Here is a 16,869-nt window from a genome sequence, read left to right as displayed (position 1 = left end):
GGCTTCAATTTTAAAGTGAGTTTCGTCTAAACCAGCTGTTTTAAGTCTTACAGCCATATCATACATTCTCATTCCAGAAATAAATACATCATTTATAGGAAGTTCATGTAATTTTTCAAAATCAACATCCCAAATCCATGAAACGTCTCTACCATCAGCATAATTATCATTTAACATGAAAAGACATGAGAAAGGCTCTTTATTTAAGCAAAGAGTATCAATTGCTTGATTATAACCTGCTGGATTTTTTACAAGAATTATTTTAGCTTGTTTATCCTCTATGTTTATAACTTCTTGTCTACCAAAGCTAGAATCTTGTTTGCTAAGAGATTTTAATATAGCTTCAGTTGGCATAGAAAGTTCTTTAGCCATAGCATAAGCACAAAGTCCATTATAAATATTATAAGCACCTGCTTGACTAATTTTTACTACATCATCATTAATTAAAACTTCTGAACTATTAGGCTCTAAATCAATAATTTCTTTAACAGCATAAGTAAGTTCACTACGTTTGTAACCGCAACTTGGGCAAAAGAAGTCACCAAGATGATTATAAGTTATGTAGTTATATTCATATGGTGCTTTACAGAATTTACAGAATTTCGCATCAGCATTTACTTCAAGCTTAGTTCCTTCTTTAATAGGAACAGAGAAGCCATAGAAGTTTGTTTCATTAGGTAATTCTAAGTTACCAAGTAGTGATTCATCACCATTTAATATAAGCTTTGTAGATGGAGTTTTAACTAAACCTTCCATTATTTTAGAAAGGGTAGTATATACTTCACCATATCTGTCTAGCTGATCTCTAAAAAGGTTTGTTATAGTAAGAAGTTCAGGTTTAATATGCTCAGTTATAAACTTAACATTAGCTTCATCAACTTCAATTACAGCAAAAGCCCTTTTATTAGATTTACCAAATTTAAAGTTATCAATAAAACAAGCTACTATACCAGGGTAAAGATTTGCTCCAGTATTATTTGTTATAACTCTACATCCAGATTCTTTAAGTATGTTATAAAGCATACTTGTAGTAGTAGTTTTACCATTTGTTCCTGTAATAAGAATAACTTTATAATCTTTAGCTACAGTTTTTAAAATTTTACTGTCAAGCTTTAAAGCAACTCTTCCTGGGAAGGTACTACCACCTTTTAAAAAGTTTTTAGATAAGAATAATACTATTTTACTAGAAATTATACTTATAATAGATTTTATATTAATAATATTCACCGTCCTTACTTTAATAAGTATTACCATTAAAAGTGTTTAATAAAAGAAAGATTTTTAAAATCTAAATATATATTACAACTTAAAGCTATATATTTCAATTAAAAATAGGAGATAAAAAATATTGTGTGTAGAAAAGTTAACAAATTTTTGCTAAAATTAAATATATATGAATAAGTGGGGGTTTTTATGAGAGGATTTATTAAATGGTATAAAGAAACTACAGAAAAGAAACCTAATTTTGAAAGTTGGTTAACAGTTTTTTCAGTATGTATATTTGCAACAGTAACTTCAGTTATATGTAAGGTTTATTTTACTGAGGAAGTTAAAAATACAGAATTAGTGTTAAATGAAGACGAAAGAGAATATTACGAAGGTGCTTATGATAAAGCAATAGAAGCTATTGCAAAAAAGGAAGAGGAAATTTTTCCACATTCAATAATGAAAGAGGGAATAATAAGGTCAGTGCAAGGAGATACACTAGCATCTAACTCATTAGCAGAACAGGCATATATTCAAAGTAGAGTAGCTATAGATACGCATGGGTATGAGAAATATAAGGAAGATGTTGAAAACCTTTCAAATGATATAGTAACAACGTATCTTTTAAATAATGAACTGCCAAAAGCTATAGAATATGGAGAGTTTCTATTAGGAGAATATAGAGGAAACTATAAATTACAAAAGGCGTTAGCAACGGCATATATAGCTAATGGACAAAGAGATAGAGCAATACAAACTTTAGATGAAATTAAATTTGTATATGAAAATAGTTACGACTTAAGTGAGATTGGAGAAATATATTTAAGTGCAGGAGAATATGAAAAGGGTTTATCTAAGCTAAGACAAGCGTATAAGTTAGACAATTCAAACATAAATGTACTGCAAACTTTGAGGGAATATAGTGAAGACAAAGAGTTAAAATCGCAATTAAAAGAAGAAAAAGATAGTGTAAATAAGATGCTTTTATCTCAAATAGAAATTATGAGTGATAGAGACTATAATAAAGGAATAGAAAAAATAAATAGTTCCAGAGAAGAGAGTTTATGTAAGCTATATTTAGAGTTTCAAGTTAGCAAAAAAGAAGAAGACAAAAAGAGAATGGAAGCTATAATTGAAGAGGTTAAGGAGAGCTATGACGACACATTTGGAGGGAACTATATTTTAGCTGAGTATTTTATACAAGAAGGTGATGTTGAGAGTGCAACACATTATGCTAATAAAACGATAGAACTAAATGAAAAATATGGGCGAGTATATGGTGTGTTATTCCCAGAAATAATTTCTTTAGATAGAGAAGCTAAGGTAGATGAAGGAGCATATATAAGAGAGGGATTAATTAGAAATCCATATAGTGTAGAAATTCTAAAAAAAGGTGCTAAATATTATAATGATTTAGAAAAGTTTGATATAGCCTACAATTATATTTCAACTATAGTTAAAATAGAGAGGTATGATTATAAAAATTATATAGAAAAAGCTATGCTTGAAGAAAAGGGAAGGGATAAAAGCATCCCTTCTGAAACTTTAAAGAGTGCATTATTAATAGATCCAGATAATGGAGAAATATATAATTATCTTGGTGTTACTTATTTAAAGAATGGTGAGAATGAAGAGGGAATAAAAAATATAAGAAAAGCTTATGAAGTAGATAAAGAAAATATAAAAGCGTTAAATAATGCAGCAGTATACTATACAAGCTATGAAAAAAATATATCTAGAGCTTATAGTAATATAAAATCTGCAAATGAGCTTTTAAAATGGAGTACAAATACAAAGGTAAAAGAAACTGTAATGTTAAATTTATCTCTTATTGAAAAAGTTCATGATGAAGTTGTAGAAACAGACAATCAGAATTGGACGTTAGAAAACTTAGAACTGTTGAATTAAGAGATATTTAAATAAATCAAATGATAGAGAGGAAGTAGATAGTATGTATCCAATAATATTTGAAAACCTATATTATGAAAGAATATGGGGAGGAAGAGATTTTGAAAAGTTTAGAGAAAATGTTACAGAAGGTGTAATTGGAGAGAGCTGGGATATAGCTTGCCATAAAAATGGAACTGGAGTAGTTAAAAATGGTGAGTTAAAAGGACTAAACTTTAAAGAAATAATACAAAAATATGGACATAAGTTAGTTGGAGATAAAATAAGCACTGAGGAATTTCCATTACTAATAAAATTAATAAATTCTAATGATAAGCTTTCAGTACAAGTTCATCCAGATGATGAATATGCAAAAGAGGCTGAAAATGATTTAGGAAAAACAGAAGCATGGTATGTTGTTGATGCTAAAGAGGGTGCAAGCCTTATAGTAGGAACTAAAGACTGCACTAAAGATGAATTTAGAAAAGCAATTGAAGAGGGAGACTTAGACAAATATTTAAATAAAGTACCTGTTAAAAAAGGCGATATGTATTACGTTCAAAGTGGTCTAGTGCATGCTATATGTGAAGGTGTTACTATAGCAGAAATACAACAAAGTAGTGATACAACTTATAGAGTATATGATTATAATAGAGGAAGAGAAATTCATGTTGAAAAAGCATTAGATGTAATTGACTTTAGTCTTAAAAGTGAGAATTTAGAGGGACAAAAAATCCAAATGGATGGATGGGACAAAACTATTTTATGCCAAAGTGAATTTTTCAATATAGAAAAATATGAAATAAAAAATGAAGTAATAGAAAATAGTGATAAGGACAAGTTTTTCCTATTTACATGTGTAGAGGGAAATGGTGAGTTTATAGGTAATGGTGAAGAGTTAAAAGTTAAAATGGGTGATAGTATTCTTATACCAGCTTATTTAGGAGAATATAAAATAAAAGGAAATATGACATTACTAAAAAGTTATGTTCCTTGTGAATAAAGTATTTTTAGGCTGTTTTAATAAAACAGCCTATTTTAATAGAAATTAATCTAATAAGAGGTAGGAGAATTGGAAAATGAGGAGGAAAATACGAAAGGTTACTTTAGTAGCTATGGTTTTTGTTTTAGCTTTTGTTTATATGGAAAGCTATGAGAGGGAAAAGGGAATCAGAATAGAAGAGTTTGAGAACATTTATAATGGTGAATCTATAGAAATGTTTTATGAAGAAATAAGAGATAGAGCAAAAATAGATGAAAAAATTATAAAGTTAGAAGAAATATATAAGGTAAAAGAAATTTGCGAAGAAGAGCCTGAAGAAATAAAAAAGATAGTAAAGGCTACTGAAATATTAAATATGATAGGAAAAAAAGATGATGTTGAAGAAACAAAGTATTTTAATGGCTATGATATTTTAAGCAATAGTGAAAAAGAGAAAAAGAAATTTTCAGATAAAGATATAGCAATAATAGGTAGAGATTTAATTTTAGGATTAGGATTTGAAGCTAGAGTAGGGATTTTTAAAAAAGAGAATCCACAATTTGAAAAAGATGCAGAATATTATGTTATAGAATATTGGAGTCCAGAGTTTAATAAGTGGGTGATGATTGACTTTAATAAGAGAGGATACTTAAAGAAAAATGGAGAAATTTTAAGTGGGATAGAACTCTTAGATAAAGATTTTGAAGAAAGTCAGTTTTATGGAGAAGAAAAAAGCAAGGATTATAAAAAATATGTAAAAAAATACTTATCATCTTATACTATAGCAATAGATAATACTATAAAAAATGCAAAAAGTAATTCCTATATTACCTATATAAAGGGAAAAAAAGATATTGATATCTTATCAGAAGGTAAATATATAAGACCAACTATATTTACAGAAAATAGAGTACTATATGAGAAAAGTCCTTTTGCAGGAATAAAAAGAGAAGATAAGAAGGCTTATATAATCTTAATGAAAAAAGAATTGGATAAAGAAGATGAAAATTTACCAAAAGAAGAAAAAGAGATTGAAGAAAACAAAATGATTCTAGCGGCTTTTAAAAATGGAAAGGTTCTTAAGAATTATAAGTATAGAATTAATGGTGAAGAATTTAAAGAAGTAAAAGATTTTTATGAAGAAATTATAATTAAAAAAGAAGTAAATAAAATAGAAATATCAGTAGATGGGAAAAGTATAGATTCGGTGATTTCTATAAAAAGGGAGATATGAATTATAAACATATAAAAATTTAAGGAAAATTAATATAGACAATAAAAAGTTAAAGAATTATAATTTAATAGTTAAAAGAAAAAAAGAAAGTGGGGAAAATTAGTGGGGGTAGATTTAATTTTAATACTTCAAGCTATAATTATAGGTGTAGTTGAAGGAATGACAGAGTTTGTACCAGTTTCATCAACAGGGCATATGATTTTAGTTGGAGAGCTTATTGGCTTTAGAGGCGAATTTGCTAATATGTTTACTGTTGTAATACAGCTTGGAGCAATACTTGCAGTAGTAGTATTATATTGGAAAAAGATAAGTAGTAGTATAGTCGAATTTTTTAAATACATTTTTACAAGAGGAAGAGAAGGTAAGACAGGCTTTAGATTTGGAATAAATGTAATTATAGGTTCAATACCGGCTGCATTTGTTGGATTTGCATTACATGATGCAATAAAAGGATTGTTTAAACCTCAATCTGTAATTATTGGGTTTATAGTTGGAGGTATATTACTTCTTGTAATTGAAAATGCATATAGACATAAAAAGCCAGCAGCAGAAGATATAGATGATATTACACCAAAACAAGCATTAGTTGTTGGAATAGCGCAATGCTTTGCAATGTGGCCTGGAATGTCAAGAAGTGCATCAACAATTATGGGAGGATGGATTGCAAAAATTTCAACTCCAGTTGCGGCAGAGTTTTCATTCTTTTTAGCAATTCCAGCTATGATTGGTTCATCAGGTTTAGATTTATTAAAATTTGATTTTTCAATTATGGATACATCAAAATGGATAGCACTTGGAGTAGGGTTTGTAGTTGCGTTTATAGTAGCACTTGTAGTAATGAATAAGTTTGTTGCATACTTAAAGAAAAAACCAATGAAAGTATTTGCAATATATAGAGTTGTAGTTGGAGTTATATTAGCTATATTAGTATTTACTAATATAATAGTATTGCCAGCACTTTAAAATAAAAGAATCTAACTTGAAGGAATTCAAGTTAGATTTATTTTTTTACAAATAAAAAAAACTTTTATAAAAAGGATAAATATGGTATTATAAAAAAGGAATATATACAATATTTTTCTAAAATTACCAAAAACTATGTTTTGACAAAGGTGGAATTTTTTTTATCGCAAATTGTCAGAATATTAAAAAAAAGCGATGGTATAAAGGGGGATTTATAGGATGAATAACGGCGTAAAAAAAATAGCACTATTAACAGGAGGGGGAGACTGTCCTGGATTAAATGCAGTTATAAGAGCTGTAACAAGGTCGGCTATTTTAAATCATGGGCTAGAAGTAATCGGATACAAATTTGGGTATAGAGGATTATATAATAACGATTATATGAAGCTTACTTTAGAAAATGTATCAGGAATACTTCATAGAGGTGGAACTATTCTTTATAGCTCTAATAAAGATAATTTATTTGATTATCAAGTAGAAGAAAATGGAGTAAAAGTAAAAAGAGATGTTTCAGATGTAGCAGTAGAAAATCTAAAAAAAGAGGGCGTTGATGTTTTAATAGTAATAGGTGGAGATGGTACACTTACATCAGCAAGAGATTTCTCAAGAAAAGGAATAAAAGTTATAGGAGTTCCTAAAACTATTGACAACGATTTAGCATCAACAGATGTTACTTTTGGATTTAATACAGCAATAGATGTAGCAACAGAGGCATTAGATAGGCTACATACAACTGCAGAATCTCATCATAGAATAATGATTTGTGAAGTGATGGGAAGAGGCGCAGGTTGGATAGCACTAGAATCAGGAATTGCAGGTTCATCAGATGTAATATTACTTCCTGAAATACCATATGATATCAACAAAATAGTAGATAAGGTAAATGAAAGAAAAGAAAATGGTAAGCCATTTACAATAATAACTGTTGCAGAAGGGGCTAAGCCAAAGGATGGAGAAGTTGTAGTTTCTAAAATTGTTGAAGATAGTCCAGATCCAATAAGATTAGGTGGAATAGGAAATAAACTTGCAGATGACTTAGAAAAAATAATAAAAGAAAATGAAGTTAGATGCACAGTATTAGGACACACACAAAGAGGTGGAAACACATCTACGTTTGATAGAATTCTTTCAACAAGATATGGTGTTGGAGCAATAGAATTAATAGAACAAAATTTATTTGGCAATATGGTATGTTTAAAAGGTGATAAATTATCACATGATAGTTTAGAAAATGTTATAGGTCAAAAAACTAAAAATGTTGAAGCAGACTGTGAGCTTGTAAAAACAGCAAAAGCAATAGGAATTTCTTTTGGTGACTAATTTCATAATATAAAGCATATAATATAATTAAAAGGCAAGTGAATAATCTTGCCTTTATATAACAAATTTTTTAAATAGTTCAAAATTTTCTTAAAATATGTTATAATAAAAATATGGTAGAGAATTTTTAGAGCTGGAGGGTATTATGAAAGAAATAAAGAAGTATTTAGAATCAAGAATTGGTGCATATTCATTTTATTTTGAAGACTTAACAAGTGGATTTACTTATGGATACAATGAAAACGTTAAAATGGTAAGTGCAGGATGTATGAAATTACCTATAGCAGTTTCACTTATTAAAGAAGTAGAACGAGGAAATGTAACTTTTTTAGATAAAGTGAAAATAGAAGTATCAGATAAGGTATATGGAACAGGAATTATTCATGAATTTAATGAAAGAGATTATACAATATTTGAATTATTAGTGGCAATGCTTATTCAAAGTGATAACACTGCAGCTAATAAAATTATAGACATAATAGGGATTGAAAAAATAAATTCAGATATAAAAGAAATGGGCTTACAAAGTACCGTTTTAAATAGAAAGACAGCTGATGAAAGAGCAACGGTAGAAACTGAAAATTATACATCGGCAAAAGATTTAGGAATCATATGGAAAAGTTTATATAATGCAAGCTTTTTAGATAAGAAAAATAGCACAATGCTTATTGATATATTAAGAAGACAGCAAATAAGAAATAAACTAGCTTTATATATTCCAGATGATTTAAAATATGAAATTTCAAGTAAAACTGGAGATAAAAAAGGTGTTGAAAATGATACGGCTTTAATACAGTTATCAAAAGGGAATTTTGTATTTACAGTTTTATCTCAGGATATTCCAAATAGTGTGTACGGAACTGTTACATTAGCTAAATGTGGGAAAATGGCCTGGGATAGTATAATGAACAATTGGAATTAATAATTTACAATGAAAAATTTTAGAGAGTTGATAGCAACTCTCTTTTTGTATGTGCAAAAAATTAAGAAACTTTTTTTCAAGGCATCTTTAAAAAAAGGGGATAATAGTTTAAAATGAGAATGGAAAATAAGCAAAGGAGAGGTTGCTAAATAAAGCAACAGAAAAATATGAAAAGTTTATTTAGAAGATTAGAAAATTATCCAATAGCTATGTGTGGAACATCCTTAGCATTTATAACACTAACAAAATGTTTTGGTGCATTTGGCTTTGGATTTGTAGAACCTATAGCAATTACATTTGCAATCATTGGATTGTATTTCATGGTATTAAAAGTAATATTTTATCCAAAGAGAATAGTAGAGGAGTTAAAAAATCCTGTACTTGGAAGTTTTTATCCAACATTTAATATGGCATTATTTTTAATAGCAGGGTATATTGTTCAATATGATAAGTTTATGGGAAGAGCTTTATGGCTTGTAGGAGTTATATTACATATAAGCATATTCTTAATATTTTTTGGATTTAGAGCAAGAAAGTTTAAGATAGAAGATATGGTTCCAAGTTGGTTTGTTGTATTAGTTGGTATGGTTGTTGGAACGGTATCAGGTGGGGCAATGGGATTCCCATACATATCAAAAGGTTTATTTATTGTAGGATTAGTTTTATACATAGTAGTTTGGCCAATTATGATATATAGATTATTTAAAAAGGAAAAAATTATGGATGCAGCAATGCCTTCAGTGGGAGTTTTAGCAGCACCAGCAAGTCTTTGTATTGCAGGATATTTCTCTTTAACAAATACACCAAATACAATCCTTTTAGTAATTTTATTCGTAACATCAATATTTAACTTAATATATGTTTATTTAAAAATTCCTAAAGCTATAAAAAAAGGATTTGCACCTATTCAAGCGGGATTTACCTTCCCACTTGCAATTAGTACCTTAGCAATTTTAAAAATAGCAACTTATTTAGACTTTTTAGGATATTCAAATGCAGCTTTAGTATTTAGAGGCGTAGGTGTATTTGAAATAATTATAGCAACAGTTGTTATTTTTTATGTAATAATAAACTTTATTATTCTTTTAATAAAAGCTATTATTCATAGCTTTAGCAGAAAAATAAAAGTAGAAATAGAAGATTAAATTTAAAAATGTAAATATTGACAAAGTTTTATGTAGATGATACAATTCACTTAATAAAATAACCTTTAATTAAGCACTGTGAGGCTTATAAGGAAGTCAGTTAGAATTTTAAATGGGATTATTATGCCTTCCTTAAGCTTTAGGGAAGGCTTTTTTTTATAAAAATACCTTTTAATTTAACACAGAGATGTTGAAAAGGAGTGATAAATATGTTAAAAGATAGACACTTAGTAGATCCTATGGATTTCAAAGTAGAGGAGCTTGATCAAATTTTTGATTTAGCAGAAAAAATAATAGAAAATAAAGAGAAGTATTCAAAAGTATGTGATGGCAAAATTTTAGCTACACTATTCTATGAACCTAGTACAAGAACAAGATTTAGTTTTGAATCAGCAATGATGAGACTTGGAGGAAATGTATTAGGATTTTCAGAACCAAATTCAAGCTCAGCATCTAAAGGGGAAACCTTAGCTGATACGATAAAAATGGTATCAATTTATTCAGATATAATTGCAATGAGACATCCAAAAGAAGGATCAGTAAGAGTTGCAAGTCTTTATTCAAAAGTTCCAGTTATAAATGCAGGGGATGGTGGTCATCAGCATCCAACACAAACATTAACAGACCTTTTAACAATAAAAACTTTAAAAGGTGATTTGAAAAATAAAAAAATCGGATTATGTGGAGATTTAAAGTTTGGAAGAACAGTTCATTCCTTGATAAAAGCTATGTCAAGATATGAAGGAAATGAATTTATTTTAATATCGCCAAAAGAACTAACCTTACCAGACTATATAAAAGATGAAATCTTAAATCAAAAAGGTATAAAGATTAGAGAAGTTGAAAGATTAGAAGCTGTAATAGAGGATTTAGATATTTTATATATGACAAGAATTCAAAAAGAAAGATTTTTCAATGAAGAAGAATATTTAAGGCTAAAAGATAGCTATATATTAGATGTAGAAAAAATGAATATGGCAAAAAAAGATATGATAGTTATGCACCCACTTCCAAGAGTGAATGAAATTAAGATGGAAGTTGATAATGATAAGAGAGCAGCATATTTTAAACAAGCAGAGTTTGGGATGTATGCAAGAATGGCTCTTATATGTAAGCTAGTGGGGGTAGAATAATGTTAAAGATAACGAGTATAAAAAATGGAATAGTAATAGATCACATAAATGCAGGGTGTGGAATTAAGATATTTAATAAACTAGAACTTGAAAAGAAAAATATAAATGTAGCGTTAATTATGAATGTAGATAGCAGGATAATGGGGAAAAAAGATATTATAAAGATGGAGCTAACTGAAAAGATAGATTATAGCTTGATTGCAATGATTTCACCAAATATAACGATAAATGAAATAGAAAATGAAGAATTAATAAATAAAATTAAACCAACACTAAAAGAAAGAGTTATAAATGAGATAGAGTGTACAAATATAAATTGTATAACTAAAGATGAGGTATATGTACCACAAAGCTTTATATTAGTAGATAAAAATAAGGCATCATATAGATGTGAGTATTGTGACCATATAACAAGATTATAGTGGAGGTAGAGAAGATGAATATATTAATAAAAAATGCAAATCTAATAGATACAACACAAAACTTTATTGGAGATTTATATATAGAAAACGGAAAGATAAGTGAAATTGGAAGAGATTTAAAAAAAGATGGGGTAGAAACTATAGATGTTCAAGGATCTGTAGTAATGCCAAGCTTTATAGATACCCATGCACATTTTAGAGATCCAGGATTCACATATAAAGAAGATTTAGAAAGTGGAGCTAAAGCAGCACTAAGAGGTGGTTATACAGGAGTTTGCTTAATGGGGAACACAAAGCCTATATGCTCAACAAAAGAAGTTTTAGATTATGTAGATAAAAAGGCAAAGGATTTAAATCTTATAGATGTTCATCAATGTATAACAATAACAGAAAATTTTGATGGGAAGACAATAGGACATTTAGAAAAATTTAAAAATGATGAAAGAATAAAAGCAATTTCAGATGACGGAGTGGGAGTTGCGGATTCTAAAGTTATGTTAGATGGGATGAATGTAGCAAAGGAAAATAATTGGGTAGTTATGTCGCATGCTGAATCAAGAGAATTTTCAAGTACAGATATGAGACTTGCAGAAAATATGATGACATGGAGAGATATAACATTAGCTAAAGTTACAGGAGCCAAACTTCATATGTGTCATGTAAGTACAAAGGAAGCTATGAAGTATATAATTGATGGGAAATGTGATGGAACAAGAGTTACTTGTGAAGTAACACCACATCATATAGCTTTAACTAAGGATATAAATGATTATAGAGTAAATCCACCAATTAGAGAAAAAGAGGATGTTGACTTTTTGCTAAAAGCAATAAAACATGGAGATGTATATTGCATAGGGACAGACCATGCACCTCATACAGAGGAAGATAAGAAAAAAGGTGCACCAGGTATGGTTGGAATAGAAACAGCATTTCCAATATGTTATACAAAGCTTGTACGTGATGGGGTAATAGGAATAAATAAATTATCAGAGCTTATGTCAAGAAATCCAGCTAAGCTTTTAGGGATGAACAAGGGAACTTTAAGTATTGGAATGGATGGAGACCTAGTAGTTTTAGATTTAGATAAAGAAATAATAGTTGATAGAAATAAGTTTTGTTCAAAAGGAAAAAACACACCATTTGAAGGAATGAAATTCTATGGTGAAGTAAAAATGACAATAAAAGAAGGTAAAATTTTATATAAAGGGGATATTTAATTATGAGAATTATAGATAAGTTATACAAGAGAGTAGAAGAGAGAGGAATAGTTTGTGTAGGACTTGATACAGACTTAAGTTATATACCAGAATTTTTAAAGACGGGTAAAACTAATAAAGAGGCAATTATAGCTTATAATAAGGAAATAATAGATAAAACAGAAGATGTAGCAAGTTGTTTTAAAGTTCAAATTGCTTACTATGAAGCTTTAGGATTAGAAGGCTTAGAAGCATATAAAGAAACATTAGAATATTTAAGAAAAAAAGACTTAATAATAATTGCAGACATTAAAAGAGGGGACATAGCAGCAACAGCTAAAATGTATGCAAAAGCTCACTTTGAAGGAGATTTTGAGGCGGACTTTATAACATTAAGCCCATATATGGGAATGGATAGTATAGAGCCATATATGCCATATTTAGAAAGTGGAAAAAAAGGTGTATTTAGCTTAGTAAGAACATCAAATAGTGGAGCTAAAGATATTGAATATATAAAAGATGGAAGCGGAAAAAATGTTTATGATATAGTTGGTGAAAAATTAACAGAAATGGGAACAAAGCTTCAAGGAGAATGTGGATACACACCAATAGGTGGAGTTATAGGGTGCACACATGTTGAAGAGGGAGCAAAAATAAGACAAACATTAAATAATATGTTCTTCCTAATACCAGGGTATGGAGCACAAGGGGGAAAAGCTGAAGATGTAGCAATGTACTTAAATAAAGGAAATGGTGGAGTAGTAAATTCATCAAGAGGAATTTTATTAGCATATAAGAACAAAGGATTAGATGAAAAAGAATTCGCAAATGCAGCTAGAGAAGAAGCAATAAGAATGCGAGATGAAATTAAAGAGGCTGTAATAGCTAAGGGGGATTTATAATGAAGTTTAAAAAAACAGAGATATTAAGTAATGAAGAAATAAGTCCTTCAATATATAAAATGGTAGTAAAAGAAGAGGAAAGCATAAAGCCAGGACAGTTTTATATGTTAAAAAGTGAAAAAGCATATCTTCAAAGACCTATAAGTATTTGTGAAAAAGAAGGGGAGGAATTAGTATTTCTTTATGCAGTAGTTGGAGAAGGAACAAAGGATTTTTCAAAAATGAAAAAAGGTGAAGAAATAACATTAACAGGACCTTTAGGAAATGGATTTAGCTTAGATTTTAATGAAAAAAAAGTAGCTTTAGTTGGAGGTGGGATAGGAGTTGCACCTATGCTACAAGTGGCTAAAGAACTAAAAGAATTAGATAAAGAAGTAAACTTTTATGCTGGGTTTAGGGATGAGGTTTATTTAACAGAAGATTTAAAGAAGTATGTAAATGAACTTAAAGTTTCTACTAATACAGGAAAGCATGGACATAAAGGGTTTGTAACAGAAATTTTTAAACCGGAAAATTATGATGTGGTTTTATGTTGTGGTCCAGAAATAATGATGAAAAGAGTTGTAGAAATGTGTAAAGAAGTAGATACAAAAGTTTTTGTATCTATGGAAAAGCATATGGCATGTGGAGTTGGTGCATGTTTAGTGTGTACATGTAAGACTAAAGAAGGAAATAAAAGAACATGCAAGGATGGGCCAGTATTTGATGGTGCATTAGTAGAATTTTAGGAGGGGAAAAAGTCTATGTTAAAAGTAAATATAAATGGAATAGATTTTAAAAATCCAGTAATAGGTGCATCAGGAACATTTGGATTTGGCGAAGAATACAACAACTTTTATGATGTCTCTATATTAGGAGGGATTTCATCAAAAGGACTTACACTTAATCCTAAAGAAGGAAATGATGGAATAAGAGTTTATGAAACTAAAGGTGGAATGATGAACTCAGTTGGTCTTCAAAATCCAGGAATTGATCATTTTATAAAATATGAATTAGAAAAAATGAAAAAATTAAACACTAATATTATTGCAAATGTTGGTGGGGGATGTGTAGAGGATTATGAAATAGCTGTAGAAAAGCTTAAAGGAACAGCTATAGATATGATAGAACTAAACATTTCATGTCCAAATGTAAAGTCTGGGGGGATGGCATTTGGAATAAAAGGTGATGTAGCTTATGATGTGGTTAGTAAAATTAAAAAAATTACAGATAAACCACTTATGGTTAAGCTTTCACCAAATGCAGAAGATATTGTAGATATGGCGGTTCAATGTGAAAAGGCAGGGGCAGATTCAATATCGCTTATAAATACATTAAAAGGGCTAGCAATAGACATAAATAAAAGAAAGCCAGTATTCAACAATGTATATGCAGGGCTTTCAGGGGGTGCAATAAAACCAGTAGCACTTAGAATGGTGCATGAAGTATCTAAGGCAGTTAATATTCCAGTAGTAGGGCTTGGTGGAATAGAAACATGGGAAGATGCAATTGAATTTATGATGGCAGGAGCTACAGGAATTCAAATAGGAACTGTAAATTTCATAAATCCATTAGCAGGAAAAGAGATAATAGAAGGTATGGAAAAATTCCTTGTAAAAGAAGGAATTAAAGATATAAATGAAATAATAGGGATTGTTTAAAAAATAACAAAAAAGAGGAGTTTTTAAGATGAAAAATTATAAAAAAGAGTTTATAGATTTTATGATTGAGTGTGACGTATTAACCTTTGGAGACTTTACAACAAAAAGTGGAAGAAAAACACCGTTTTTTGTTAATACAGGAAACTACAAAAAAGGAAGTCAACTTAAAAGACTTGGAGAGTTTTATGCAACTGCAATAAAAGAGAATTTTGGCGAAGATTACGATATATTGTTTGGACCAGCATATAAAGGAATTCCATTAACAGTAACAACAAGTATTGCACTTTCTGATATGTATGATATTGATGTAGATTACTGTTCAAATAGAAAAGAAGTAAAAGACCATGGAGATAAAGGAATTCTTCTTGGTGGGAAAATAAAAGATAATGATAGAATTCTAATAGTAGAAGATGTAACAACAGCAGGAACATCAATATATGAAACTATGCCAATATTAAAAGAGCAAGGAAATGTGGATGTAAAAGGATTAATAATTTCTGTTGATAGAATGGAAAGAGGTCAGGGAGAAAAATCTGCCTTAGAGGAAGTAAAAGAAAAGTTTGGATTTAAAACATGTGCTATAGTAACTATGAAAGAAGTTATAGAATATTTATCGAATAAAGAAGTAGAAGGTAAAAAAGTACTTGATAAAGAGATATTAGGAAGAATTGATGACTATTATAAGTTATATGGTGCAAAATAGAAGAAATTAATAGAATAAAAAAAAGAACAAATTGTAAAAACAAATTTACAATTTGTTCTTTTTGTTTTAAAATTAAATAGTGAGGGAAAGTTATTAGAGATAATTGGAATTAATGGAAAATTATTATTGACTGTTAAAAATTTATCATATATAATAGACTCATGGATATAAATTAGTAAAAATTATGGGAGGCGACAATTAAATGTTTAAACAATGGGATGGTTTTAAATCAGGAAATTGGCAAGAAAAAATTGACGTAAGAAACTTTATTCAAAAGAACTACACTGAGTACAAAGGGGATTCAAGTTTCTTAGCACCAATATCAGAGAAAACTTCAAAGGTATGGGACAAGTCAAGTGCATTAATAGTTGAAGAAATTAAAAAAGGGATAATTGATGTAGCTACTGATAAAGTATCAGGAATTAATAGCTATGAAGCAGGATATATTGATAAAGATAATGAGGTAGTAGTAGGTTTACAAACTGATGCTCCTTTAAAAAGAATAGTAAATCCATTTGGTGGAATGAGAATGGTTCATACTTCATTAAAAGAGTATGGATATGAGTTAGATTCTGAAATAGACAAATATTTCAGTGCTTACAGAAAAACTCACAACCAAGGTGTTTTTGATGCATATAGTAAAGAAACTAGAGCAGCAAGAAGCGCAGGACTTTTAACAGGACTTCCAGATGCTTATGGTAGAGGAAGAATTATAGGAGACTATAGAAGAATTGCTCTTTATGGAGTAGATTTCTTAATAGAAGAAAAGAAAAGAGATTTAGATAATTTAACTGGTGATATGCTAGATGAATTAATCAGATCAAGAGAAGAAGTTAATGAGCAAATTAGAGCATTAGCTGCAATAAAAGAAATGGCATTAACTTACGGAGTTGATTTATCAGCACCAGCTACAACAGCAAGTGAGGCTGTACAAGCGGTTTACCTTGGGTATTTAGCAGCAGTTAAAGAAAATAATGGAGCTGCAATGTCATTTGGTAGAACAAGTACTTTCTTAGATATATTCATAGAAAGAGATATACAAGCTGGAATATTAACTGAAGGTGAAGCACAAGAATTAATTGATCAATTAATAATCAAATTAAGACTTGTAAGACACTTAAGAACTCCAGAATACAATGATTTATTTGCAGGAGATCCAACTTGGGTAACTGAGTCAATTGGTGGTATGGGTATAAACGGTAAGTCTTTAGTTA

The 16,869-nt window shown here is 29.3% G+C and carries 16 protein-coding genes; 15 read left to right on the top strand and 1 reads right to left on the bottom strand.

What is annotated here, in order from left to right; translation table 11 throughout:
* Positions 1-1,227, bottom strand: a 1,227-nt coding sequence (locus ACRC28_RS05270) for a MurT ligase domain-containing protein (protein WP_438542403.1), incomplete at its 3' end; no start/stop codon positions are given.
* 186 nt (positions 1,228-1,413) lie between these two features.
* Between ACRC28_RS05270 and ACRC28_RS05265 the strand changes: the two genes are divergently transcribed.
* From ACRC28_RS05265 to ACRC28_RS05195, 15 genes are all read left to right on the top strand, one after another.
* A complete protein-coding gene (locus ACRC28_RS05265; protein WP_438542402.1) occupies positions 1,414-3,114 on the top strand; it encodes a tetratricopeptide repeat protein in 1,701 nt (566 codons plus the stop codon).
* A gap of 43 nt (positions 3,115-3,157) precedes the next feature.
* Positions 3,158-4,096 carry a mannose-6-phosphate isomerase, class I gene (gene manA / locus ACRC28_RS05260; RefSeq protein ID WP_438542401.1) on the top strand — a complete coding sequence of 313 codons (939 nt, stop codon included), beginning with the start codon at positions 3,158-3,160 and terminating at the stop codon, positions 4,094-4,096.
* A 76-nt stretch (positions 4,097-4,172) separates the two neighbouring features.
* Positions 4,173-5,309 carry a hypothetical protein gene (locus ACRC28_RS05255; protein ID WP_438542400.1) on the top strand — a complete coding sequence of 379 codons (1,137 nt, stop codon included), beginning with the start codon at positions 4,173-4,175 and terminating at the stop codon, positions 5,307-5,309.
* A 102-nt stretch (positions 5,310-5,411) separates the two neighbouring features.
* Positions 5,412-6,272 carry an undecaprenyl-diphosphate phosphatase gene (locus ACRC28_RS05250; RefSeq protein ID WP_438542399.1) on the top strand — a complete coding sequence of 287 codons (861 nt, stop codon included), beginning with the start codon at positions 5,412-5,414 and terminating at the stop codon, positions 6,270-6,272.
* A 219-nt stretch (positions 6,273-6,491) separates the two neighbouring features.
* Entirely contained in the window at positions 6,492-7,592 is a 1,101-nt protein-coding gene (locus ACRC28_RS05245) for a 6-phosphofructokinase (RefSeq protein ID WP_438542398.1), read from the top strand.
* A 145-nt stretch (positions 7,593-7,737) separates the two neighbouring features.
* Positions 7,738-8,514 carry a serine hydrolase gene (locus ACRC28_RS05240; protein ID WP_438542397.1) on the top strand — a complete coding sequence of 259 codons (777 nt, stop codon included), beginning with the start codon at positions 7,738-7,740 and terminating at the stop codon, positions 8,512-8,514.
* Between the two features lie 167 nt (positions 8,515-8,681).
* Positions 8,682-9,659, top strand: a complete 978-nt coding sequence (locus tag ACRC28_RS05235; protein ID WP_438542396.1) for a TDT family transporter — start codon at positions 8,682-8,684, stop codon at positions 9,657-9,659.
* A gap of 209 nt (positions 9,660-9,868) precedes the next feature.
* Positions 9,869-10,792: an aspartate carbamoyltransferase gene (gene pyrB, locus ACRC28_RS05230; protein WP_438542395.1), complete on the top strand. Its 924-nt coding sequence runs from the start codon at positions 9,869-9,871 to the stop codon at positions 10,790-10,792.
* A complete protein-coding gene (locus ACRC28_RS05225) occupies positions 10,792-11,214 on the top strand; it encodes an aspartate carbamoyltransferase regulatory subunit (RefSeq protein WP_438542394.1) in 423 nt (140 codons plus the stop codon). Before pyrB ends, ACRC28_RS05225 begins: the two co-directional genes overlap by 1 nt.
* Before the next feature lie 14 nt (positions 11,215-11,228).
* Complete coding sequence (locus tag ACRC28_RS05220; protein ID WP_438542393.1) at positions 11,229-12,431, top strand: dihydroorotase; 1,203 nt, start codon at positions 11,229-11,231, stop codon at positions 12,429-12,431.
* A 2-nt stretch (positions 12,432-12,433) separates the two neighbouring features.
* A complete protein-coding gene (gene pyrF, locus ACRC28_RS05215; RefSeq protein ID WP_438542392.1) occupies positions 12,434-13,312 on the top strand; it encodes an orotidine-5'-phosphate decarboxylase in 879 nt (292 codons plus the stop codon).
* On the top strand, positions 13,312-14,040 hold the full coding sequence (locus ACRC28_RS05210; protein ID WP_438542391.1) for a dihydroorotate dehydrogenase electron transfer subunit: 729 nt from the start codon (positions 13,312-13,314) through the stop codon (positions 14,038-14,040). The genes pyrF and ACRC28_RS05210 overlap by 1 nt, the downstream gene beginning before the upstream one ends.
* A gap of 15 nt (positions 14,041-14,055) precedes the next feature.
* The gene (locus ACRC28_RS05205; RefSeq protein ID WP_438542390.1) at positions 14,056-14,952 is read left to right on the top strand and encodes a dihydroorotate dehydrogenase; all 897 of its coding nucleotides are present in this window, start codon (positions 14,056-14,058) and stop codon (positions 14,950-14,952) included.
* A gap of 28 nt (positions 14,953-14,980) precedes the next feature.
* Positions 14,981-15,655 (top strand): orotate phosphoribosyltransferase, encoded by a 675-nt coding sequence (gene pyrE, locus ACRC28_RS05200; RefSeq protein ID WP_438542389.1) that lies wholly within the window; start codon positions 14,981-14,983, stop codon positions 15,653-15,655.
* Between the two features lie 202 nt (positions 15,656-15,857).
* Positions 15,858-16,869, top strand: a 1,012-nt coding sequence (locus ACRC28_RS05195) for a pyruvate formate lyase family protein (RefSeq protein WP_438542388.1), incomplete at its 3' end; no start/stop codon positions are given.

The organism is Clostridium sp. (assembly GCF_051650885.1).
Taxonomy (GTDB): domain Bacteria; phylum Bacillota; class Clostridia; order Clostridiales; family Clostridiaceae; genus Clostridium.
This window is presented reverse-complemented; position numbering and strand designations above follow the sequence as displayed.